We start from the raw sequence: 21,689 nt of genomic DNA, 5'->3' as shown, positions 1-21,689 counted from the left end.
CCTTTATGCTTCAAGTCTTTCCTTATGCTTTGTTATATTATTATAATTTATAAGCCGTCAATTCACTTACTCTTACAGTTTTCATTGATTTTCCAACCTTATAATACAATGATAATAACACAATTTATCGTTTCACACACGGGTTACAAGGCTGAAAAATAATAAAAAGATTAACTTCAAGTTCCATATCTTATCACAATGTACGTTTTTTGGTAAAACGAAATATTTTCTTCTTTATTTCTCATTTTTTGAAATAGTATAATAATTAGAGGGTTGTAATTTGTGAAGAAATAAAACGTTAAAAAAGATGCCTATGTTACTAGGCACCTTTTTCATTCTTACACTGGTTCGATTTCTGTTTTTTGTGTTTCGAATGTTACGCCAACGATGTGAACATTCACTTCTTTTGGCTCAAGTCCTGTCATTGTAAAGAGTGCTTGGCGAATATTGTCTTGAATCTTTTGTGCAACAACTGGAATTGCTACGCCAAAATACATTACAACATAAAGGTCAACGATAATATCTTCGTTTGCTAATTCAACCTTTACACCTTTACCATGATTTTTCTTACCTAACTTCTCAACAACATCTGTAGCAAAATTACCACGCATTGCCGCTACACCTTCTACTTCAGCAGCTGCGATACCTGCAATTACTTCAATTACTTCTGGTGCAATTTCTACTTTACCAAGAGTTGTATCTTGACCCATATCTAACATATGTTCAGCCATGAAAAAAACCTCCTTTAATGTATCACTGCGTCACAAGTTCATGCTCTTCCAAAAATTTCGTATTAAACTCACCTTTTACAAAATCAGGATGATCTAGCAATTGCAAATGGAACGGGATTGTTGTATGTACGCCTTCAATGACAAATTCACTAAGCGCTCGCTTCATTTTTGCAATTGCTTCTTCACGTGTTTTTCCGTGAACAATTAATTTAGCGACCATCGAATCATAGAAAGGTGGGATTGAATATCCCGGATATACAGCTGAATCGACGCGAATACCAAATCCGCCTGGTGGCAAGTACATTTCTACTTTACCTGGAGATGGCATGAATTTTTTGGCAGGGTTTTCCGCATTAATTCGACATTCAATTGCCCAACCATTAAATTGTACTTCTTCTTGCTGTAACGATAACTTTTCTCCAGAAGCAACAAGAATTTGTTCTTTAATTAAATCCATCCCTGTTACCATTTCAGTAACTGGATGCTCAACTTGAATTCTCGTATTCATCTCCATGAAATAAAAGCTTTTCGTTTTATATTCATAAATAAACTCAACCGTACCAGCACCTGTATAATCAACCGCTACCGCCGCTTTAACTGCTGCTTCACCCATCTGCTTACGAATATTTTCATCCAGTGCAGGTGATGGGCTTTCTTCTAATAGTTTTTGCAAACGGCGCTGAATTGTACAATCACGCTCTCCTAAATGAATGGCATTTCCGTGTGTATCTGCCATTATTTGAATCTCAACATGGCGGAAATCTTCAACGTACTTTTCTAAGTATACACCAGGGTTCCCAAAAGCGGTACTAGCTTCTTGCTGTGTAATTTGAATTCCTTTAACTAACTCTTCTTCATGGCGCGCAACACGAATACCTTTTCCGCCGCCACCTGCAGTCGCTTTAATAATAACTGGATATCCAATTTGCTTAGCAAGCTCGATCGCTTCTTCGGTATTTTTAATAATCCCTTGTGAACCTGGTACAATCGGAACCCCTGCTTCTTTCATTGTATCACGAGCAACGTCTTTTGTGCCCATCTTTGAGATAGCTTCTGGGCTTGGACCGATAAAAATCAAGTTACACTCACGGCATAGTTCAGCAAAATCTGCATTCTCTGCTAAAAATCCGTATCCCGGATGAATTGCATCGCAGCCCGTTAACTTCGCAACGCTAATAATGTTCGTCAAATTTAAATAGCTTTCTTTTGAAACCGTTGGTCCTACACAATACGCCTCATCTGCAATCTGTACGTGAAGTGACTCTTTATCTGCTTCTGAATAAATTGCAACTGTTTCAATATCCATTTCTTTACAAGCACGAATAATTCGTACAGCAATTTCCCCACGATTGGCTATTAATACTTTTTTTATCATCACAAAGACTCCCTTATTACGCTTTTACAAGAAATAGCGGTTGTCCATACTCAACAAGCTGTCCGTTATTAACAAGAATCTCAACGATTTCGCCTTCTACATCAGCGTCAATCTCGTTAAATAACTTCATAGCCTCAACAATACATACGATAGAATCTTTCGATACTTTGTCTCCAACACTTACGTATGCAGGTGTATCAGGTGAAGATGAAGCATAAAATGTACCTACCATCGGTGATGTAATTTTATGTAGGTTTTCATTTTGAACAGCTTTCTTCTCTTCTTGTTTTGGCGCTTCTACTTGTGCTGCCGCTACTGTTGTTTCAACTTCAACAGGTGCTACTGGTTGCATAGCTTGTTTTGCTACAGGTGCTTGCATCGCAACAACTTCATTCCCACGCTTTTTCATTTTAATTGTTGTACCGTCTTTTTTGTATTCAAATTCATCAATATTAGAGCTATCAATTAATTTAATTAATTCACGAACTTCTTGAATTTTAAACATGTAAAATCCACTCCCATACTCTTGTTTGTCCCGTTTTTACAGGTACTAAAACTAGATTGCCTGTAAAAATACGATGTATTCTATTAGAAAATTTATTTCATTTACTAATAGAAATATTTACTATTCCTATCTTACGATAAATTTTTTAAACATTCCAATTTATTTTTCTTTATAATAAATCGAAACTCCTGTAAAAATATTATTCCACTAAAAAATTAACACCTAGTAATAATACCAAGTTTCACACAAAATTGGCAAGACCACTTCCTAAAAAACATTCCTTACTTTTTCAAAACACTACATAGTAAACTTACAATTCCCTCCCCACTCTTTCCCTCATCTATGGTCAATAATATATTTTTACCAAATATTATTTTTTTGTTTACACACCGTTCATCCTTCCTTCATATAAAAATAGTATGTTCAAAGTGTAGAAAATATATTGTATCGAGGTGTGGACATATGATATGGCTCATTCTTTTCTTACCTGCCGTAATGGTCTGGGCATTCGTTCTCTTCATCCACGTCAAATCTGGGAAAAGCAATCATCATTACCATGAACCGTTAATCTTTTACTCACAGCGTATTTCTCCGTTCCGAGTTGAACATAATAAAAACAACTACAAAGACGAAATAGAAAAAAGCTATCGAAAGCGATAGCTTTTTCTATTATTCTATTTATCTAACTGGTTTAAGAAAATCTCCACAGATTAAAGTTTCACTTTATTTTGTTGCCGGATCAAATTTTACTCCTACATTTTTTGAGCCGCCTTCACTTCTTACAAGCTGAATAATTTTATTCGCTTCTTTTTGTGAATGCTTTGCCGCTTTAACAGTTACTCTAATGTCTGTTCCATCTGCTCTTACAAGGGCATCTTTATATCCACCTTGAGCTTTAATAACTGTTTCAAGTAAACCTTCTTTTGTTTCCATTGTAGCAATTGCATCCATACCATCTTTTGCCTTACTTCTTTCTTCCGCTGTAGCGTTAGATGATTTTATTACATTTTGTAATTTTTCTTTTTCAGCACTACGCTGATCTTCCATTTGCATACGTAAAGCTGTGAAATTCTCATCGCTTGATTGAATTGATACATTAGCCTCTTTTTTACTTGTTTCTTTTTTCTCTGTTTCTTTTTTAGCATTTTCTTTATTTGTTGTTTCCTTACTTGTATTTTCTTTGTTTGGAGATTCTTTTGTTGTTTCTTTATTTGGTGTTTCGTTTGTTACTGCTTTGTCAGTACCTTGCTTTTCTTGCCCAATTTTTTCACCTGTTGTTGGTGCCGCTGTATTCATTTTGTCAGGAGTTGTTACATAATAAACAGATAGTACAACAACTAAACTTAACATCGTTAATAACCAAACCGTTTGTTTTTTTAACACTTTATTTCCTCCCTATCAATTTTTCGGTGACACTGAAACGCGATGGGCTGGTACATCTAGCAGCCGTATCACAGCTTCTTTTACCATTGCTTTTATTTGTATATTATCCACTCCCTTTGCTACGACAAGAACACCTCGTACTTTCGGTTTCTCTGTTCGTAAAACAATAGGAGTTTCTTTATCACCTTCACGTATAATGACGGTCTTTTCATCAAGTGACTCGTCCTCTACTTCCCTCTTACCGCCTGCTTTATCTGTTTCACCTGTTGTTTGTGAGCGTTTCACTGTATTTTTTTCTAATATTTTTTCTTCAGATGAATCTAAATTCACTTTAATCGTTACCTCTTTTACTCCTGCTATTTCTTCTAAAGCTGCTTTTAATTCTTGTTCATACGCTTTTTCATATTTTTCTACATTCGACATACTATCGTTACTTTTTTGCCCGAAAGTTGGTACGTCTTTTTCTTGATTTTGAGTTTTTTGTTCTTTAAATACAGGTACTTCTTCTTTTTTACCCGCAAAGAAATTACTAGAAAACATAAGCAAAATCCCAAGTATGAGTAGGACAAGTAAAAACTTAGGTGTTACCTTTTTCCCCTTCTCATTGCTTTCTTTTTCATCCCCATTCAATAAGTTTCGAAAAAATGAGAACTTCGAATTTTTATCTTTATTGTCCATTTACTCTACCTGTCCCCCTTCCATTTGAACTTGGATTTGTTTATTCTCTAGTTGCCACCTGCTTGAAAAGAAATCTTTCATTTCTACATTCGTTTCTTTTACTTTTTTTGGAGGCTCTTTCGTGTTAATTTCAATCGGCTTTACTGTTTCGATTGCGTCATTTTTATTACGTTCTTTTTCTTTCAGCGTCACAACAACGGATTGAATATCTTTTGCTGATTTTACTTCTTCTGCACTTTCCGCTGCGACTATTTGTATTTCAGAGACTGTCATACCATATTTTTTCTCGAATTCTTTTCCTACTTCTTTTTTCATTTTGGTAGCCATCTCTTCTAAACTATATGCACGTGTTAGAGCTTGTATTTCTTTTTTCTTCGAATCTATTGAATTTTTTACAGATCCATCTGCTACGTACTTTTCTTCATTAAAATTTGCGATTACTTCATTTACATCTGTTTGCAACAGTTTAAAAAGAGGCGTTAAAATTAATACAATTAATAATAGACTTACGACGAATTTAACGTACTTTTGTAAGTTCGAATTTGGAAGAATAAGATGAAGCATTGTCGCTAAGAGTAAAAAAACGATAATATTTCTAATCCATTCTGTAACAAATTGCATACTCTTCACCTCCTACCGCATCATAAGTGTAATGTTCCCGGCAGCAATAATAATTGTGATACTTAAAAAGAACATAAATGATACGATAGCTAAGCAAGCAAATACGTAAGTGATGCTTCGTCCAATGATATCTAAACATTGAATAATTGCTCCGCCGCCAACTGGCTGTAATACTGCTGCTGCGAATTTATAAATAAATGCGATACAAAAAATTTGAATCGCTGGAAAAGCGACAATTAAGCATAAAATGACGAGCCCCATAATTCCGACTGTGTTTTTTAATAATCCTGATGCGCTAATAACAGTATCTGCCGCCTCTGTAAACATCCTTCCGACTACTGGAATAAAATTCCCTGTTACAAACTTAGCAGTTTTCACAGCTATTCCATCAGCAACAGCTGTCGCTGTTCCTTGTACAGATAATACACCTAAAAAAATCGTTAAAAAGATGCCGATAATCCCAACGCTAACGTTTTGCAGAAGCTTGGACAATTTCGTAACTTTATATTGATCACTCATCGTACTTACAATACTTAATATCGTTGCAAGTAATAAAAGTGGTAGAACGATATAATTCATAAGAAGCCCACTCGTATTCATCAAGAAAATGATAATCGGATGAAAGAACGATACAGATACAACACCGCCCCCAGTTGCTATGAGGGCAAGTAAAATTGGTAATAGAGCTAGTATGAAATCTACCATTGTTTGTATCGTTTCTCTTGCATATGTCATGACGACATAAAAACTATTTAAAGCGAAAATAATAAGTACCATATATACAACTGCATCAGCAATTTTACTTACGCTGCTCTTTGAAAAGGAAGATTGCAGCGATTGCAACAGTGCACTAAAAATTGTAAGCATAATGAGCGTTCCAAGTAGTTTTCCATTTGCAACAAGCTCGTGAAATAAATATTTTAATAAACCTATCATCCACTCTTTTATAGAGAATTCTTTTTCTCCCTTTACAAATTCCATAAAGCTTCCTTTTTGGCTCTCTGGTAAGTAGCCTCCATATTTCGTAACTAGCCCGTCCCAAAATTGCTTCACATCTTCAATTCCGAGCTTATCCAATTGTTGATCGACGACGTTTGTTTCTACAGGAGAAGCTTGTACAACAACCGGTAAAGAAAAGAAAAGGAAGCAAGCAAATAGCAGCTTAGCTCCAAACCTCCTCAACATTCACTCCCCCTTATCCCGTCGGTAAAAATCCGAGAATAGTTTCAATTACAACCGTCAAAATAGGAATTGCCATAACGAGAATTAAGATTTTTCCAGCTAATTCAATTTTCGAAGCGATTGCACCTTGACCAGCATCTTTTGTAATTTGCGCTCCAAACTCAGCTATATAAGCAATCCCAATAATTTTCAATAACGTTTCTACATATACGTTGCTAACTTTCGCTTCACTCGCCACTCTCTCAATCATTTGTAAAATAGAGTGAATTTGATCGATTAAAAGAAGAAACATCACACTACCTACGAACACAATAAATAACGATGTAATGCTAGATTTATGTTGATTTAAAATAGCTGCTAAAAACGTAGCAACGAGGCCTAATCCGACAATTTGTATAATTTCGATTCGAACCGCCTCCTTTACTGGAAGAGAAAGACACTTTTAATCTTGTCGAACAGCGTATTAATTAAAAATGCAACATGAAATAAAATAACGACAAAACCGACAAGGATAACCCAATTTGCAATATCCTCTCGCTTTAATTCTTTTAATACAGTATGAATGAAAGCTAAAACAATGCCGATTCCGGCGATTTGAAATATTAATCCAACATCAATGGACATCGCCTTTCTCCCTCCTATAGCAGTAAAATTACGATAAGTAGCCCTGCTAGTACCCCTAAACTCTTAATCATTTTTTCGTATTGCAGTTGTAATGCTTTCGCTTCTCCTTCTTCTCTCTCCAAATGTGTAATACATAAACGAATATGCTTTTGTTGGGAGTCGCGGTCATGTTGCCCGAGCGTTTCACCAAATTGTTGCAGTATTTCATACTCGGTTTGTTGAAATGCGGTTAATTTCCAGTTCTCTTTCAAACTATCTATCCAAGCTTCTCTTACTGTTTGTTCCCCGCTTTCTAATTTTTTGGCGAAACTTTGAAATATCCAATTCAGTGGCTTCGGCATTTGTTTTACTAATCGCTCAGCAGCTTCAGATAAAGGTGTGTGTCCATACATAATTTCTGCTTCTAGTGATTGAAGTGCCGATTTTAATAATCTAAGTTGCCGTGGTCTCTCACTGTATCTTTTAGCATATGAAAACCCGAAAAAGGTACTGACAGCAACTATTAATACCGCACCAAATATTTTCACCATACGCCTTGCGCCTTTCTATGAGGTAATACTGGTTTTCCGTATCTATCTTTCACTTGCATAACTGTTCCTGGGCCTCTCGCTTTTGATAACTCCACAAACCTATCAAATATGCCAAGCTCCAGCACCGCCTTTAGCGATGGCCGTTTCACAACATCATCATAGGAAAATCCGTGTGCACTTATGAAAAGCTGCACCCCCGCGTGCACTGCCTCCATAATCGCTTCACTATCTTCTTTACGCCCAATTTCATCTACGATTAAAATATCTGGACTCATAGAACGAATCATCATCATCATTCCTTCAGCTTTTGGACAAGCGTCTAACACATCTACTCGTGTGCCAAAATCATATTGCGGGATTCCTTTCACACAGCCAGCAATTTCTGACCGTTCATCAACAATCCCCACTTTACAAGAAGGAATTTGCGAAGCACTTACACCTTGACTCATGCAGCGTGCCACATCTCTTAAAAGTGTTGTTTTTCCTGTTTGTGGTGGTCCAATTACCATCGTGTTTAACCACCTTGATTCATACAAATATGGCAAAAGTGGCTCTGCAATTCCTATTTTTTGACGGGCAATACGAATATTAAATGAAGAGACATCACGAATCATTTTCACTGCGCTTTTTTCTGTAATGACTTTTCCAGCTAGCCCAATTCTATGTCCCCCTCGAAGTGTCACATATCCGCGTTTCAATTCCTCTTCCATCGTATAAATTGAGAATTGACTTAACTTATTCAATAAGTAAATAGCATCTTCTGCTGTAGCAATATAGTCATAAAAAAACACTTCTCCATGCGCAATACACTCTAGCGGTCTTCCAATTCGAACACGAATTTCCTCTAAAGTATCGTATTGCTTACAACCTTCCACTAACTGTTTCATCGTTTTCGGTAAAACTTCTAATACTTCTTTCATATGCTTCTCCCCACTATACCTGGCTTACTTATTTCAACAACGCGATAAAAATACAGCCGATTCCAAGTGCTAGAAAAAAGAGTTTCAAGAAGGAAATCTCACTTGCCACACTCGCTATACCAACTGTCATTGTTAAAATCAATACGGTCGGTCCAACAAACGCCAACATACCATTTATAAACAATGCTTTCTTCGCATCATTCACGTACAGCATAAGCAAAGCAGCAAATATTTCCGCGCTTCCTGAAAACAACCGAAGTGCTCCCATTACAAGCACGGATGTTTCCATTGCCGCTAGCCACTGTTTCATTCTCCCACCTTCTCCCGTAACGGTTACTAATTCTGCATCCCAAAAAGAATATATTTGTACAACCATATGCACAGGTTGTCTATTTCAGAAGTAAAAACATAATTTTCTATACCACCCTATATATTTCTGAATATTCTTATTAATGATGTGGGATTTTATGGTATATTTAATGAAAAGGAGGATAGACGATGCAGCAAGTTACTTTATTACCACTCGATTTACAATATGCAGATGTGATTTTCAAACTATCAAGTAATCCACATGTAAAAAACGCGCTAGGAATAAAAGTAGAAAAACTCGAAGATACAAAAGCATTCATTTTATTTACACTAGAAGAGGAACGAAAAAAACACTCCTTATCTAGAGTGATCCTAAATGAAAAAAATGAAATAATTGGTCTCACCACGCTTAAGCATATTAATTATGAGAAAAAGAAATCTCACATTGGCAGTTGGCTTGGCCATCCTTACTGGGGAAAAGGCTATAACGAGGCTGCTAAAAAAGAAATCTTTAAAATCGCCTTTTTAGACTTGCAACTTACATACGTATTCGCTGGTGCTAAAACAACTAACATTCGTTCTTTAAAAGCACAAGAGAAACTACCTTATATTTCATTGCATGTGGAAGATAACTTTCCTGATGAACATACTGCTTTAGAAAAGGAAGTAAAATCATCTTGCATACTGCATGTTGTATCCCGCGAGAAATTTTTAAATTGGTTGAAAGTTCAAAATGAGGGGGGAAAATATGAAAGCATTGAAAATTAGTTTAACAATTGTAGTAGAATTAGCCCTTATTTATCTTTTTTCAAAAATAGTCAGTTGGTCATTTATGGAGACCTTTTTCCTTGGCAGTTTAGCCATATTTGCCATCACATGGTTCATTATCATGAGTAATCATAGAAACAACATTATGGATCACGCAGTAAGTAAGACATTAACTGGCGTTGAGACTGGTGAAATAAAACCATTTCAAATTGTTTTGACTCCATATATTATGGGGACTCTTTCACTTGTCTTAGTTAGTTTTGTTATAACTGCGATTTACTACCTGCCCTATTTCTTATAAAAAAAAGCACTCGTGATGATCACGAGTGCTTTTCTACTATGCACGAGATACGTATTTACCTTCACCAGTGTTGATGATAAGCATTTCGCCTTCGTTAATGAAGATTGGTACTTGTACAACAAGACCAGTTTCTAATGTAGCTGGTTTTGTTACGTTAGAAGCTGTGTCACCTTTAATACCAGGCTCTGTTTCTGACACTTTTAATTCAACTGTGTTCGGAAGTTCAACACCAAGTACTTCGCCTTGGTATGTCATAATTGCTACTTCCATGTTTTCTTTTAGGAATTTAAGCTCGCGCTCGATTTGGTTTTCACCAAGTTCGATTTGCTCATAAGTTCCGTTATCCATAAATACGTGAGCCTCACCGCTCGCGTATAAGTATTGCATACGACGGTTTTCGATATGTGCTTTTTCTACTTTCTCACCTGCACGGAATGTTTTCTCTTGAACAGATCCTGTGCGAATGTTACGTAGTTTTGAACGAACGAAAGCAGCACCTTTACCTGGCTTTACGTGTTGGAAATCAAGTACTTGCCAAAGGGCATTATCCACTGAAATTGTTAAACCTGTACGAAAATCGTTTACTGAAATCATGTAAAAAAATCCTCCTGTGTATTACAAAATAATAAGTTCTTTTGGTGATTTCGTAATTACTTCATTACCTTCACTTGTTACAATAATATCATCTTCAATACGTACGCCGCCAATACCCGGAATATAAATACCTGGTTCTACTGTTACAGCCATACCTGGTTCAAGTACTGTATCAGAACGGAACGCTAAACCTGGTGCTTCATGGATTTCAAGACCGATTCCATGACCAGTAGAGTGCCCGAAGTATTCACCGTATCCTTTTTCCGTTATGTAATCACGCGTTAATGCATCAGCCTCGCGGCCTGTTAAACCAGCTTTAATACCATTCACACCACGTAGTTGTGCTTCTAAAACGATATTATAAATTTCTTTTAATTTATCAGATGGTTCACCGACTGCAATCGTACGAGTAATATCAGAGCAATATCCTTTGTAATAAGCGCCGAAGTCTAATGTAACGAAATCTCCTGTTTCTATCACTTTTTCAGATGCCACGCCGTGCGGTAATGCCGAACGAAGACCTGAAGCAACGATAATATCAAACGAAGAAGATGTTGCTCCTTGTTTTCTCATGAAAAATTCAAGTTCATTTGACACTTCAATTTCAGATACTCCCGGGCGAATGAATGATAGAATATGCTCAAAGGCAGCATCTGCAATCTGTGCAGCTTCCTTTAATATCTTAATCTCTGAATCAGTCTTTATCAAGCGTAACTTTTCTACAAGCCCAGAAGTTGGGATAAATTCAGCTTCAATCGCTTCATTATGTGTTACGTAAGAGCTATATGTAAGAGTATCTTGCTCAAATCCTAACTTTTGAATTCCAAGTTCTTTTACTTGTTTCGCCACTTCATCAAGAATTAATCCTGTATGCTGCACGATTTCATATCCAACCGCTTGCTTACTAGCTTGCTCTACATAACGGAAATCAGTAATAAATAGCGCACGCTCTTTTGAAATTAGTACAACACCAGCTGTTCCTGTGAAGTTAGCCATATATCTACGACTATGTTCATTTGTTAACAAAATACCGTCAATACCAGCCTCATCAAACGCACTTCTTAATCTCTCGATCTTCTCCATTACTTTATGCCTCCCTCAATTTCTCCATTAATGCAAATAACGCTAGCTTATAGCCATAAAAACCAAATCCAACAATTTGTCCCGCACAAACAGCCGCTGTTACAGATTCATGACGGAACGACTCACGCTGGTGAATGTTAGAAATATGTACTTCAATAACAGGAATCGAAACGCTCGCAATTGCATCCCGAATCGCATAGCTATAATGCGTAAATGCTCCAGGATTTAAAATGATCCCTTCGTATATATCTTCAGCCTCATGAATACGATCGATGATCGCACCTTCATGATTCGATTGGAAACATTCTAACTCCACTCCCATTTTCTCTGCTTCTTGTTTCATATCTGTTTCAAGCGTCGCTAACGTTCCTTTTCCGTATACATTTACCTCTCTGACACCAAGGCGATTTAGGTTCGGACCGTTTACGAGGAGTAACTTTTTCATTTTCTTAAAACTCCTTAATATTAAAGAATGTCTATACGACATTTTACCACACGAATTACTTATTTGAATAGTTTGTCTTCTCGTCCCCTTCTTGCTCAGCTTTATTACTATTCACTGCGTACGAAACGGAATATGCAATAAACACACCATACAATATAAAAATACATATTGTCGTCACAATCGTTTCTTTCGGCAAATTGAACGCACTTTTAATAGTAGGCGCTATTAACCCCATCCCGAAAAATAGTAATGCCCACCAAAACAGACCATAAATCACCCCTGAAACAACCCCTTCAAACTTTGCAAAAAATGCTTTATACAAAAAGGCAATTAAAATCGAAAGAAGTCCCATACAAACAATCCCTGACACATTGCCCCATACCCCTTCTTTCCAACTTCCAAATGCAAATGGTAAAAGGAAATAATTCGGTCCCGCTTCCGTGAATGAAAATATATGAAGGAAATACCATATCCCTCCCCAAAAGATTCCACCAAACAAACCAATTTGTACAAAATTCCTTGATCCTAATTGTTCTTGATTCACATTGACACCTCCGCTCAATAGTATGCCCGAAACTATTTTGAAGCATGTTTAAATACTGCGAAATTTGTCTATAAAAAGAATAAGAAATGTCCGACTCTCGTAACATTTTTTCTTGTCATCCACTTGTATTTGTCGATAAAATAAAGGAAACTCGGTGATTGTCTTATTTCAAGATGACAGAACCCAGTATGACAATTGCCTCTTTTTCTACATAAGAGAGAAACAAATACAGGTTGGTGTTAACATGGCAGAAGAGTCAAAGCAAATATATGGCGGGCAAGCAGTCATAGAAGGAGTTATGTTTGGCGGTAGAGAATATACTGTTACAGCGGTTCGTCGTAAAGATAAATCGATTGAATTTTATCGATTACCACGCGTTCGTAATAAAGCATTATCTATCCTAAAGAAGATTCCCATTTTACGAGGAATTGCCGCTATTGTGGATGCAAGCGCGAATGGAGCAAAACATTTAAACTTTGCTTCAGAACGATTTGATGTCCACCCAGAAGAAGATGAAGAACTTGAGAATAAAAAAGAAGATCAATCAAAATTAACGATGGTATTAGGAGTTGCAGCAGTTGGCGTTTTATCGTTCATATTCGGTAAAGTCATTTTCACAGCAGTTCCTGCACTATTAGCTGAATTAACGAGACCGGTTTTCCCATCTCATACAGGGCAAATCATTGTCGAAAGTGTCATTAAGCTCATGCTATTATTGAGCTATATATACTTTATTTCTTTAACTCCTCTTATTAAGCGGGTATTTCAGTACCATGGTGCAGAGCATAAAGTAATCAATGCTTATGAAAATAATCTTTCACTGACTGTAGAAAATGTTCAAAAACAAACTCGCCTCCATTATCGCTGTGGTAGTAGCTTTATTATATTTACAGTCATTATTGGAATGTTTGTTTATTTCCTCGTTCCTACAGATCCACTTTGGGCACGAGTTATCAACCGAATTTTATTAATTCCAGTCGTACTTGGTATTTCGTTTGAAGTATTGCAATTTACGAATCGATTACGAGATATTCCTGTATTACGCGTACTTGGATATCCTGGATTATGGCTGCAACTATTAACAACGAAAGAACCGACAGATGATCAAGTGGAAGTAGCCATTGCATCTTTTGAAGAATTATTACGTTTAGAAAACAAGCAATAATTATTTTAAAATGGTGTTCAACTCCTCTCCTCATCGTTAATATACTAATTTTAATATATGTTTTTAGGAGGTGTTCCTTATGAATGGTCGTTCGTTTACTTTCGCTATATTTGTGCTTATTATCGGATTAGCAATATTCGGCCTTGTTTCATCTGTAATTACAAATCCAATGGGTGTATTAAGAAATATCGGGTACATGTTACTTGTTGTCGGTATCTTTTACTTGCTATACAAGATGTTTACAAATTCCAGTGGTTCTGCAAATTCGCAAAGCTCATATAAGCGCGCTGCAAAACAATCGAACCGCAAACATGGGAAACAAAATGTAGCACCCCTAAGCAATTCTTTCTTTAAGTCAAATGCTTCTAATGACAAGAGTAAAAAAGGGAATTCTTCCACTTTAAAACGAAAAAGAAAACAATCTCATTTAACTGTCATTGAAGGTAAGAAAAACAAAAAGAAAGACCGTGCTTCCTTTTAGGAAATACGGTCTTTCTTTTTGTTTTTTAATATGGCTGAGAAAAACCCAGACTAATCAAATTTTCACTTTATATGTTGAAGTACTTCTTTCAAACTTTTTTCTTTCATACTTTCGATACGAAGGTGATGGTTTTCAAATTGTAAATTTCTTGTCACATCATTAGGCACAACGACGCATTTTAACCCTGCTGCAATCGCTGCTTTCAATCCATTTAACGAATCTTCAAATACAGCAGCTTCAGACGGTTCAATGCCTAAATCTTCTATCGCAATTCGATAAAGCGCTGGATCTGGTTTTACCTTCTCAACATCTTCTCTCGTTTTAATTACTTCAAAATAACCTCGAATCTGTAGCTCTTCTAAAAAACGCATAACCCATTCTCTAGACGAACTAGAAGCTAATGCGATTTTCAATCCCATTTCCTTCGCTTCTTCTAAATATTCTTTTACCCCATCGCGCGCTTTTGGTATTTTCATTTTCTCTTTATGTAAAGTAGTCACTTTTTCTTTTAATGCTCGCTTATTAAACTTCTCTTTTAACTGCTCTTTTAAATATGCATAAAGTACATCATCTGTCGTTCCAATACATTTTGCAAATTCATCTAAAGGTAACTCTCCACCGTACTCACGAACAGCGTCTCTGAAAGAGTGAAACCATATTGTTTCTGTGTCCACAATTAATCCATCAAAATCAAAAATAATTGCTTTCATCATTCTCCCGTCCTTTTCGATAGAAATAAAAAAGGAAACGCCATACGTTCCCCTTAATTACTTTTCTCTTCATTTGCCTTTTGAACACCACGAAGTGTGTCTACTCGAACTTCATCTTGTTCAAAGTATTGTACTAAATCACCAATGCGGTCAATTGCTTCCCAACTTAAATGATGTTCAATTCCTTCTACATCATTGTAAATCTTACTTTCATCCACACCGATAATACGCATAAATTGCTCTAGCAAGTCATGACGATATACGAGACGTTCTCCGATCTTTTTACCTTTTGATGTTAATACAAGCCCTCTATATTTTTCATAAATTAGATATTCATCTTTGTCTAATTTTTGCACCATTTTTGTTACAGAGGATGGATGTACACTAAGCGCTTCAGCAATATCAGATACGCGGGCATAACCCTTTTCATCAATCAACAAATAAATTTGTTCAATATAATCTTCCATACTAGGGGTAGGCATCGGTTTCCTCCATCCAATTTCATTTTGCTTATTCCGTACGAAGCAATCAATAAAATGATACACCAGAAAGAATAACGTGACAAGGTGAAAACGAGCCCAAATCTACAAAAGAGAAAAGAACCCGCATTCAAATACAAGTTCCTTTCATGTAAAATATTGAATTTCTGCATTAGAAAAAAAGTGTTGAATATATCCTCGAATTGTTTCTTCCAATACTGCCGCATCATCTTTTTTGTATACATATTTTCCAATGCCATATCGTCCCCATTTATATTTGCGCTTTTCTTCATCCATTTCAAGCTTCGTATTTGGATAACGCTCTTGGATGACCTTTTTTGCTGGTTTTGTAAAGCGATGTTGAATTAATTCAAATGTTAAATTCGGTATCGACAAATCTTTTAGTGCATTGTACAGCCGCTCAAATAGTTCACGATATCCTTCTTCCCATCCTTCATGCATATAAAGTGGCGCAACTATAAAGCCAAGTGGATAACCCGCGCCTGCTACTTTACGAGCAGCTTCAATTCTTTCTTCAAACGGTGATGTCCCTGGCTCAAAATTTTTAATCACATACCGTGAATTAATACTAAATCGAAAACGGGTTTTCCCATTATGTTTTGCATCTAACAAATGATTAACATGCGAATATTTCGTAACGAAACGTAAACGCCCATGCTCACTTTCTCCAATGAATTCGATCGCCCGCTTTAATGCATGTGTTAAATGATCAATTCCAACGATATCTGATGTACAAGCAGCTTCAAACCTTGTTATTTCAGGTGCTCTTTCATCCATATATTGCTTTGCCTTCTCAAATATCTCATCAAGATTAACATACACGCGAACGTAAGGCTTACTCCCAAGTGTCGTTTGCAAATAACAATAATGACAATGTCCCATACATCCTGTTGCAAGCGGAATTGCATATTCAGCTGACGGTTTTGACGTATCAAACTTTAATGTCTTCCTCACCCCAACGACAAGCGTTGCTTTTGCATTTCGATACTTTTGCAGATCATTTTCACCTGGTAAATTTCTAATTTGATTATGGGATGTCGTTTCACGAATTTCTAATCCCATCTTCGTAAACTTCTCATACAGCTCTTTTCCAAGCGGATATTCAAGCGCCTTCGGTTCAAAGTAAACGAGTTTTGGCATAAATGGTTTCATACGCTTCCCTCCTCTCGTTAGTATGAGAAGCGTTAAAAAATTAACACTCACTAAAGTTTTCCACGTTTTAACAGCCCTTCAAAAGGCTGTTTTTCTTCTGTCTAATTTTACAAATTGAAAAATTTCATAAAGAAAATAAGAAAAATGCAAAATAATTAAAGTTAATTGTTGACGTGATGCTTTTATTATCGGTATCATAAATCTTCGTGAGCAATTATTTTTCGTTATACGATTTTTTTATATTACTGAATTTTTGAGAGGAGAAATTTGATGTCAGTTAAGAAGAAAACGCAAGTACGCACCGGCAAAATGGTACGTGAACTAATGTTAGCAGACGAAGATGTAAATGCTTCGCTAATTATGGTATATAGTGAAAACGGTGTAAACGCAGAAATTAAAATCGAGGGCTTAACGCCGAAATGTAACGAAGAATTATTTTTGAGCGGAAACGTGGATTGGAACAAGAGTGTTATTTATAAAATTGTTGATTTCACTGGAAACGCTGAGGTTGGTAAAGTTACATTAACAGCGATGAACAAAAACAATGTTTCTCTAGAAATTGAACGCGTTATGTGGAGCAAAGAAAATAAAGAAGCTGCTGAGCAAGAAGAAACAGTTGTAGAAGCTACTCCGAAAAAAGAAGTAGTTGTAGAAGCTCCAAAAGCAGTTACACCTGCTCCAAAGCCTGTTACGCGTGTAGAAACACCTGTAGCGCCTAAGCCTACTCCGGTACAAACACCGAAGCCAGTAAGTGTAGAAGCAGCTGTAGAAATATCTACTCCAGCACCTGTGAAAAAAACAGTACCTACTCCAGTTACAAAGCAAGAGACAACACCGGTTACTCCTGCAAAACCGAAGCAACCTGCTTTGACTGAAACAAATACAAAACTACAAGAAAATTATGTTAAACTTGTGAAAAAGACAATTGAAGTTTGTCAAGATTACGAGCTTGGCATCGACATAGATGATTCTATTGAAGGATTAAAAGAAGAGCTACAAAGCCAAGGTATTAGCGTTACATTCGACAAAGAAATTATGGACGTTGTAAACCGCCTTCGTTCTTTACAAGATAAAGGAATCAAAGTAGAAAAAGTACTTAATTTACTATAAAAAAATAAGAGGTGGCAATTGCCATCTCTTATTTTTTATAATTCCATTCATCACTTTCATACTTTTCTTTCGCTACCGTTTGAACTTCATGTAACTGTTCTTCCGTTAATTCATACGGAACAAGCTCTATATCTAACCCTTTTTCAAATCCAACTTCAAACGCTTTAATTAACTGTTCAATCGTAAATGTACGGTCTGTTAATTCATTAATCGCTACCGCTTTAGAAGAAAACATGTTTTTCATGCGCTCTTTTACACGTTCGTTTGGGAATAAAAATAGGTCGTATAATTCGTCTAAATCTATTTCTAACGGAATCGATCCATGCTGTAAAATAACACCTTTTTGACGTGTTTGAGCACTACCTGCGATTTTTCTTCCTTCCACTACAATTTCATACCAAGATGGTGCATCAAAGCATACGCCTGAACGTGGATTTTTCAAATTTTCACGATCCGCTTCTGTTTTTGGAACCGCATAATACGCTTCTAATCCTAATGCCTTAAAACCATCTAATAAGCCTTGCGAAATAACGCGGTACGCCTCTGTAACTGTCTTTGGCATATTCGGATGATCTTCAGACACAATAACACTGTACGTTAATTCTTTGTCATGTAGTACACCCCTGCCGCCTGTTTGACGACGAACGAATCCATATTTCTTTTCGTTAACTACATCCATATTGATATCTTTTTCAACACGCTGGAAATACCCAACTGTTAATGTTGGTACTTCCCATTCATAAAAACGAATTGTTGGTGGCATTTTCTTTTCACTTTGCCAATTTAATAAACATTCATCTAACGCCATATTAAATGCCGGTGAACATTGACCAGAGTTAATATAACACCATTTTTCTTTTCCCATCCTGCACCTCATATAACCAATTATTTTTCACATTCTCTAGTCTACCAAATTCGACAAAATTTGTGAAAGAATACGAAATTTCTTCGTATATACAAATGAATCTGTTGCATAAATACATATGGGCATTATAATATTGAAAGTAGGATAAGAAAAAAGGGAGCGATAGAATCGTGTCAACAAACTTGATTATTATACTAGCCGCAATTGCAGCATTCATCGGCTACACTGTATGGATGTATTTCTATCAGAAAAAATTAATTAAAACTCTTACAGAAGAAGAATTTCGCGCTGGCTACCGTAAAGCACAGCTTATCGATATTCGCGAAGCAGACGAATATAACGCAGGGCACATTTTAGGTGCACGTAACATCCCGTTATCACAAATTCGCCTTCGTCATAAAGAACTGCGTCAAGATCAACCTGTTTACTTATACTGCCAAAGCGGATTCCGTACAGGTCGTGCAGCTCAATACTTAAAAAAGCAAGGCTACAAAGATTTCTACCAATTAAAAGGTGGATTTAAATCTTGGACAGGCAAAATAAAAAAGAAATAACATACAAAAACTAGCTGCATAATACAGCTAGTTTTTTCATTCCATTTTGTTCGCAATGTATAATAAATTTTGCTTAATTACATCTGTATCATTCTCTTCTACATTACGATACAGTAGCTGATATTCATTTCCCTTCTCTTTCCATATAAGCGTAGCAAACTCGTCTCCTCGTTCAAAGTCATCCTTATTTTTAAAATAAGCGGATGCGCCATTATTCAATTTCATTTGCTCTTGAAATTGCTTCTCTTCCACAAAATATGGAAAACTATAAGAGAAATTCGCAATATTTAACTCAATATACTGATGCCTACCTTGCTCCTGCTGCTTATATTTAATCGTTAAGACAACGTTCTTTTTTCCAATCGTCCTTACTTCCCCCTTCACATCACTCGTAATATCGTACGGTAAAAACGTCGGAACTTTAAACTTCACTGGAAAATATTTTGGGAGCTCCTTTAGCGGAATAGGATCCGTAACCCGATCCATAGCCCCGCCTGTTGTTCCCACAAAGTTTTTTTCTTCTTGCATCGTTTGCTGAAATGAACATGAGCTAAGTAATACACTAGAAAACACGAAACAAATGATGCTTTTTTTCAATTTGTTTCCGCCCTTTCATACCGCTCTCTTAACGAACGAAGCGTTTATATGTTGTTCATATTCGCCTGAATGTCACACTCCACCTTTGAAAAATTTCCTCGTTATTCTCACACATTTTGACAAAACTGTTTTTAAACAAAACAAAAAGACCTCTCTATTCTAACGCCCAAATGAAATGGTTACGCGAATAAAAAGAAGCCTTATTTATAACATAGATTGTGAAAAGCTTTTCAGGTCAAGATTTTTTCTTTCTTATTATTTTCCCCTTATAATAAAGGACAGAGGTGATACATATGGCCAATATAAAACAAATTGCAAAAACTGCTGGTGTATCTATATCAACCGTTTCTCGCGTCCTTAATAATCACCCTTACGTAAAAGAAGAAAAGCGGAAACGTGTTTTAGATGCTGTTGAAGAATTAAACTATGCAAAAAATATAAATGCTATCCATTTAATAAAAGGGAAAACATATACAATCGGGGTTATGCTCCCTTTCATTAATGTTCCTTACTTCAGTACCATTATTGAAGGAATCGGAAACGAAGCGTTAGCAGCTGGATACCACATTAATTTATGTCAAACAAATTACGATAGCATTGAAGAAATTCGTGTTCTTGAAATGATGAAAATGAAACAATTCGATGGGATGATTATTTGCTCTCGAACGAGTTCTTGGGAACAAATTGAACCTTTCGCAAAATTTGCCCCTATTATTTCATGTGAAAAAATGAACCATCCCCTCATTTCATCTGTCTATGTAGATCATTATGAAGGCTTCCGTCTCGGCACTACATATTTACTAAGCAAGGGCCATAAAAAAATTGGGATCTGTTTAGCAAGAAAAACAAGTGTAAATTCTATGGAGCGTGAAAAGGCGTTTGCTGATACACTTCGTAACGAAGGTATCACAGTACACCCTGATTGGATTTTTCATCAATGCTATACAATGCAAGACGGCGCACAAGTACTCCATCGTATTTTAAATATGAAAGACCGTCCAACCGCTATTTTCACCGCAAATGATCAAGTTGCGACCGGTTTATTAACCGAGGCTAGAAAACATGGTATTCGCGTCCCCGAAGATCTCGCTATTTTAGGATTCGATAACCATGAAATTTCAAAGGCTTTAGAAATTTCGACTATTGAACACCCTGGTCTTACAATGGGATCGCGTGCTTTTACCTTATTCCATAAACAGATGCAAGACGAACAAATAACCGGGAACTCAGAAGAACTTCCATTCCATTTAATCGAACGGAAAACAGTCTGAACAGGAGCGTTAACTATAGCGCTCTTTTTCAGCTCTTCACCTATTGACTTTGTATTTTTTATCTCATATAATGAACCTAACGAACGGTAGGTAGGGGATGAAAATGACAGCAAACCGCATTAAAGCTGTAGCACTTTCTCATTTCGCACGCTACGGCTACGAAGGAACTTCATTAGCAAATATTGCTCAAGAAGTCGGGATTAAAAAACCATCGATTTACGCACACTTTAAAGGAAAAGAAGAACTGTACTTTATATGTTTAGAGGCTGCTCTTCAGAAAGATTTACAGAGCTTCACAGACGATATCGAAAACTTTTCAAATTCGTCCACTGAAGAATTGCTCTTAAAATTATTAAAAGGCTACGCAAAACGATTTGGTGAAAGTGAAGAATCAATGTTTTGGTTACGAACTTCTTATTTTCCGCCTGATGCATTTCGCGAACAAATTATCGATAAAGCGAATACACACATCGAAAACGTCGGAAAACTTTTATTCCCTATATTTAAACAGGCAAACGAGCAAAGTGAACTGCATAACATTGAAGTGAAAGACGCTCTAGAAGCTTTTCTATGCTTACTGGACGGACTTATGGTTGAACTACTATTCGCAGGTTTAAATCGCTTTGAGACTCGTTTAAACGCCTCTTGGCAAGTATTTTGGCGAGGCCTTTCAAACTGACGGATTGCTCCT

General features: G+C 36.4%; 29 protein-coding genes and 1 pseudogene. 9 read left to right on the top strand and 21 right to left on the bottom strand.

Annotation, left to right across the window (positions count from 1 at the left end):
* Window positions 1-338 precede the first annotated feature (338 nt).
* From COC96_RS16935 to accB, 3 genes are read right to left on the bottom strand one after another with little or no spacing between them, the layout of a single operon-like run.
* Entirely contained in the window at window positions 339-731 is a 393-nt protein-coding gene (locus tag COC96_RS16935; RefSeq protein WP_000807630.1) for an Asp23/Gls24 family envelope stress response protein, read from the bottom strand.
* A gap of 22 nt (window positions 732-753) precedes the next feature.
* On the bottom strand, window positions 754-2,106 hold the full coding sequence (gene accC, locus COC96_RS16930) for an acetyl-CoA carboxylase biotin carboxylase subunit (RefSeq protein ID WP_097902626.1): 1,353 nt from the start codon (window positions 2,104-2,106) through the stop codon (window positions 754-756).
* Window positions 2,107-2,122: 16 nt separating this feature from the next.
* Complete coding sequence (gene accB, locus COC96_RS16925) at window positions 2,123-2,611, bottom strand: acetyl-CoA carboxylase biotin carboxyl carrier protein (RefSeq protein WP_098268064.1); 489 nt, start codon at window positions 2,609-2,611, stop codon at window positions 2,123-2,125.
* A gap of 462 nt (window positions 2,612-3,073) precedes the next feature.
* Between accB and COC96_RS16920 the strand changes: the two genes are divergently transcribed.
* Window positions 3,074-3,271 (top strand): DNA recombination protein RecO, encoded by a 198-nt coding sequence (locus COC96_RS16920; RefSeq protein ID WP_098268065.1) that lies wholly within the window; start codon window positions 3,074-3,076, stop codon window positions 3,269-3,271.
* 63 nt (window positions 3,272-3,334) lie between these two features.
* Here the strand turns inward: COC96_RS16920 and COC96_RS16915 are convergent, their stop codons facing one another.
* The 9 genes and pseudogenes from COC96_RS16915 to COC96_RS16875 all read right to left on the bottom strand — a co-directional run bounded on the left by COC96_RS16915 (window position 3,335) and on the right by COC96_RS16875 (window position 8,859).
* The gene (locus COC96_RS16915) at window positions 3,335-3,994 is read right to left on the bottom strand and encodes a SpoIIIAH-like family protein (RefSeq protein ID WP_098268066.1); all 660 of its coding nucleotides are present in this window, start codon (window positions 3,992-3,994) and stop codon (window positions 3,335-3,337) included.
* A 15-nt stretch (window positions 3,995-4,009) separates the two neighbouring features.
* On the bottom strand, window positions 4,010-4,672 hold the full coding sequence (gene spoIIIAG / locus COC96_RS16910; RefSeq protein WP_098769079.1) for a stage III sporulation protein AG: 663 nt from the start codon (window positions 4,670-4,672) through the stop codon (window positions 4,010-4,012).
* Window positions 4,662-5,293: pseudogene (gene spoIIIAF, locus COC96_RS16905) on the bottom strand (stage III sporulation protein AF). The gene spoIIIAG and the pseudogene spoIIIAF overlap by 11 nt, the downstream one beginning before the upstream one ends.
* A 12-nt stretch (window positions 5,294-5,305) precedes the next feature.
* Complete coding sequence (gene spoIIIAE / locus COC96_RS16900; protein WP_098268067.1) at window positions 5,306-6,478, bottom strand: stage III sporulation protein AE; 1,173 nt, start codon at window positions 6,476-6,478, stop codon at window positions 5,306-5,308.
* A gap of 10 nt (window positions 6,479-6,488) precedes the next feature.
* Window positions 6,489-6,872 (bottom strand): stage III sporulation protein AD, encoded by a 384-nt coding sequence (gene spoIIIAD / locus COC96_RS16895; RefSeq protein ID WP_097902632.1) that lies wholly within the window; start codon window positions 6,870-6,872, stop codon window positions 6,489-6,491.
* Between the two features lie 23 nt (window positions 6,873-6,895).
* Window positions 6,896-7,099: a stage III sporulation protein AC gene (gene spoIIIAC / locus COC96_RS16890; RefSeq protein WP_000020914.1), complete on the bottom strand. Its 204-nt coding sequence runs from the start codon at window positions 7,097-7,099 to the stop codon at window positions 6,896-6,898.
* A 14-nt stretch (window positions 7,100-7,113) separates the two neighbouring features.
* A complete protein-coding gene (spoIIIAB, locus tag COC96_RS16885) occupies window positions 7,114-7,629 on the bottom strand; it encodes a stage III sporulation protein SpoIIIAB (protein ID WP_098268068.1) in 516 nt (171 codons plus the stop codon).
* Window positions 7,623-8,549 (bottom strand): stage III sporulation protein AA, encoded by a 927-nt coding sequence (gene spoIIIAA, locus COC96_RS16880; protein ID WP_098769078.1) that lies wholly within the window; start codon window positions 8,547-8,549, stop codon window positions 7,623-7,625. The genes spoIIIAB and spoIIIAA overlap by 7 nt, the downstream gene beginning before the upstream one ends.
* A 28-nt stretch (window positions 8,550-8,577) precedes the next feature.
* Complete coding sequence (locus COC96_RS16875) at window positions 8,578-8,859, bottom strand: YqhV family protein (RefSeq protein WP_097902678.1); 282 nt, start codon at window positions 8,857-8,859, stop codon at window positions 8,578-8,580.
* A 188-nt stretch (window positions 8,860-9,047) separates the two neighbouring features.
* Here COC96_RS16875 and COC96_RS16870 point away from each other — a divergent pair, with 188 nt between their 5' ends.
* On the top strand, window positions 9,048-9,626 hold the full coding sequence (locus COC96_RS16870) for a GNAT family N-acetyltransferase (protein WP_098268070.1): 579 nt from the start codon (window positions 9,048-9,050) through the stop codon (window positions 9,624-9,626).
* Window positions 9,607-9,927, top strand: coding sequence for a hypothetical protein (locus COC96_RS16865; protein ID WP_098268071.1), 321 nt, complete (start codon window positions 9,607-9,609; stop codon window positions 9,925-9,927). The genes COC96_RS16870 and COC96_RS16865 overlap by 20 nt, the downstream gene beginning before the upstream one ends.
* 36 nt (window positions 9,928-9,963) lie before the next feature.
* On the opposite strand, the gene efp is transcribed toward COC96_RS16865, so the two are convergent.
* From efp to COC96_RS16845, 4 genes are read right to left on the bottom strand one after another with little or no spacing between them, the layout of a single operon-like run.
* Complete coding sequence (gene efp / locus COC96_RS16860) at window positions 9,964-10,521, bottom strand: elongation factor P (RefSeq protein WP_016080316.1); 558 nt, start codon at window positions 10,519-10,521, stop codon at window positions 9,964-9,966.
* A gap of 21 nt (window positions 10,522-10,542) precedes the next feature.
* The gene (gene pepQ / locus COC96_RS16855) at window positions 10,543-11,604 is read right to left on the bottom strand and encodes a Xaa-Pro dipeptidase (RefSeq protein WP_098268072.1); all 1,062 of its coding nucleotides are present in this window, start codon (window positions 11,602-11,604) and stop codon (window positions 10,543-10,545) included.
* Between the two features lie 4 nt (window positions 11,605-11,608).
* A complete protein-coding gene (gene aroQ, locus COC96_RS16850; protein ID WP_098268073.1) occupies window positions 11,609-12,049 on the bottom strand; it encodes a type II 3-dehydroquinate dehydratase in 441 nt (146 codons plus the stop codon).
* A gap of 55 nt (window positions 12,050-12,104) precedes the next feature.
* Window positions 12,105-12,593, bottom strand: coding sequence for a YqhR family membrane protein (locus COC96_RS16845; protein ID WP_141535934.1), 489 nt, complete (start codon window positions 12,591-12,593; stop codon window positions 12,105-12,107).
* Between the two features lie 244 nt (window positions 12,594-12,837).
* Here COC96_RS16845 and COC96_RS16840 point away from each other — a divergent pair, with 244 nt between their 5' ends.
* Both COC96_RS16840 and COC96_RS16835 read left to right on the top strand, forming a co-directional pair.
* Complete coding sequence (locus tag COC96_RS16840; protein ID WP_098268075.1) at window positions 12,838-13,758, top strand: DUF1385 domain-containing protein; 921 nt, start codon at window positions 12,838-12,840, stop codon at window positions 13,756-13,758.
* 79 nt (window positions 13,759-13,837) lie between these two features.
* Window positions 13,838-14,239 carry an SA1362 family protein gene (locus COC96_RS16835; RefSeq protein ID WP_098268076.1) on the top strand — a complete coding sequence of 134 codons (402 nt, stop codon included), beginning with the start codon at window positions 13,838-13,840 and terminating at the stop codon, window positions 14,237-14,239.
* Between the two features lie 62 nt (window positions 14,240-14,301).
* Here COC96_RS16835 and COC96_RS16830 read toward each other — a convergent pair whose 3' ends face one another.
* From COC96_RS16830 to splB, 3 genes are all read right to left on the bottom strand, one after another.
* Window positions 14,302-14,949: an HAD family hydrolase gene (locus COC96_RS16830; protein ID WP_141535935.1), complete on the bottom strand. Its 648-nt coding sequence runs from the start codon at window positions 14,947-14,949 to the stop codon at window positions 14,302-14,304.
* 53 nt (window positions 14,950-15,002) lie between these two features.
* Window positions 15,003-15,431, bottom strand: a complete 429-nt coding sequence (mntR, locus tag COC96_RS16825; protein WP_088230954.1) for a transcriptional regulator MntR — start codon at window positions 15,429-15,431, stop codon at window positions 15,003-15,005.
* Window positions 15,432-15,575: 144 nt separating this feature from the next.
* Complete coding sequence (gene splB / locus COC96_RS16820; protein ID WP_098769077.1) at window positions 15,576-16,601, bottom strand: spore photoproduct lyase; 1,026 nt, start codon at window positions 16,599-16,601, stop codon at window positions 15,576-15,578.
* Between the two features lie 270 nt (window positions 16,602-16,871).
* Here splB and COC96_RS16815 point away from each other — a divergent pair, with 270 nt between their 5' ends.
* Window positions 16,872-17,711, top strand: coding sequence for a hypothetical protein (locus COC96_RS16815; RefSeq protein ID WP_098268079.1), 840 nt, complete (start codon window positions 16,872-16,874; stop codon window positions 17,709-17,711).
* Window positions 17,712-17,739: 28 nt separating this feature from the next.
* Here the strand turns inward: COC96_RS16815 and COC96_RS16810 are convergent, their stop codons facing one another.
* A complete protein-coding gene (locus tag COC96_RS16810) occupies window positions 17,740-18,576 on the bottom strand; it encodes a lipoate--protein ligase family protein (RefSeq protein WP_098268080.1) in 837 nt (278 codons plus the stop codon).
* A 170-nt stretch (window positions 18,577-18,746) separates the two neighbouring features.
* Here COC96_RS16810 and COC96_RS16805 point away from each other — a divergent pair, with 170 nt between their 5' ends.
* Window positions 18,747-19,130, top strand: a complete 384-nt coding sequence (locus COC96_RS16805; RefSeq protein ID WP_097902645.1) for a rhodanese-like domain-containing protein — start codon at window positions 18,747-18,749, stop codon at window positions 19,128-19,130.
* Between the two features lie 36 nt (window positions 19,131-19,166).
* On the opposite strand, the gene COC96_RS16800 is transcribed toward COC96_RS16805, so the two are convergent.
* Window positions 19,167-19,703 carry a DNA polymerase III subunit delta gene (locus COC96_RS16800; protein WP_141535939.1) on the bottom strand — a complete coding sequence of 179 codons (537 nt, stop codon included), beginning with the start codon at window positions 19,701-19,703 and terminating at the stop codon, window positions 19,167-19,169.
* Between the two features lie 317 nt (window positions 19,704-20,020).
* Here COC96_RS16800 and COC96_RS16795 point away from each other — a divergent pair, with 317 nt between their 5' ends.
* Both COC96_RS16795 and COC96_RS16790 read left to right on the top strand, forming a co-directional pair.
* Window positions 20,021-20,998 carry a LacI family DNA-binding transcriptional regulator gene (locus tag COC96_RS16795; RefSeq protein ID WP_098268082.1) on the top strand — a complete coding sequence of 326 codons (978 nt, stop codon included), beginning with the start codon at window positions 20,021-20,023 and terminating at the stop codon, window positions 20,996-20,998.
* A gap of 97 nt (window positions 20,999-21,095) precedes the next feature.
* Complete coding sequence (locus COC96_RS16790) at window positions 21,096-21,677, top strand: TetR/AcrR family transcriptional regulator (protein WP_141535936.1); 582 nt, start codon at window positions 21,096-21,098, stop codon at window positions 21,675-21,677.
* The last annotated feature ends 12 nt before the right edge of the window (window positions 21,678-21,689 follow it).

Origin of the sequence: Bacillus cereus, assembly GCF_002577405.1 — a bacterium.
Taxonomy (GTDB): Bacteria; Bacillota; Bacilli; order Bacillales; family Bacillaceae_G; genus Bacillus_A; species Bacillus_A cereus_AU.
Note: the sequence above shows the minus strand (reverse complement) of the source record. Positions and strands in the feature narration are given on the sequence as shown.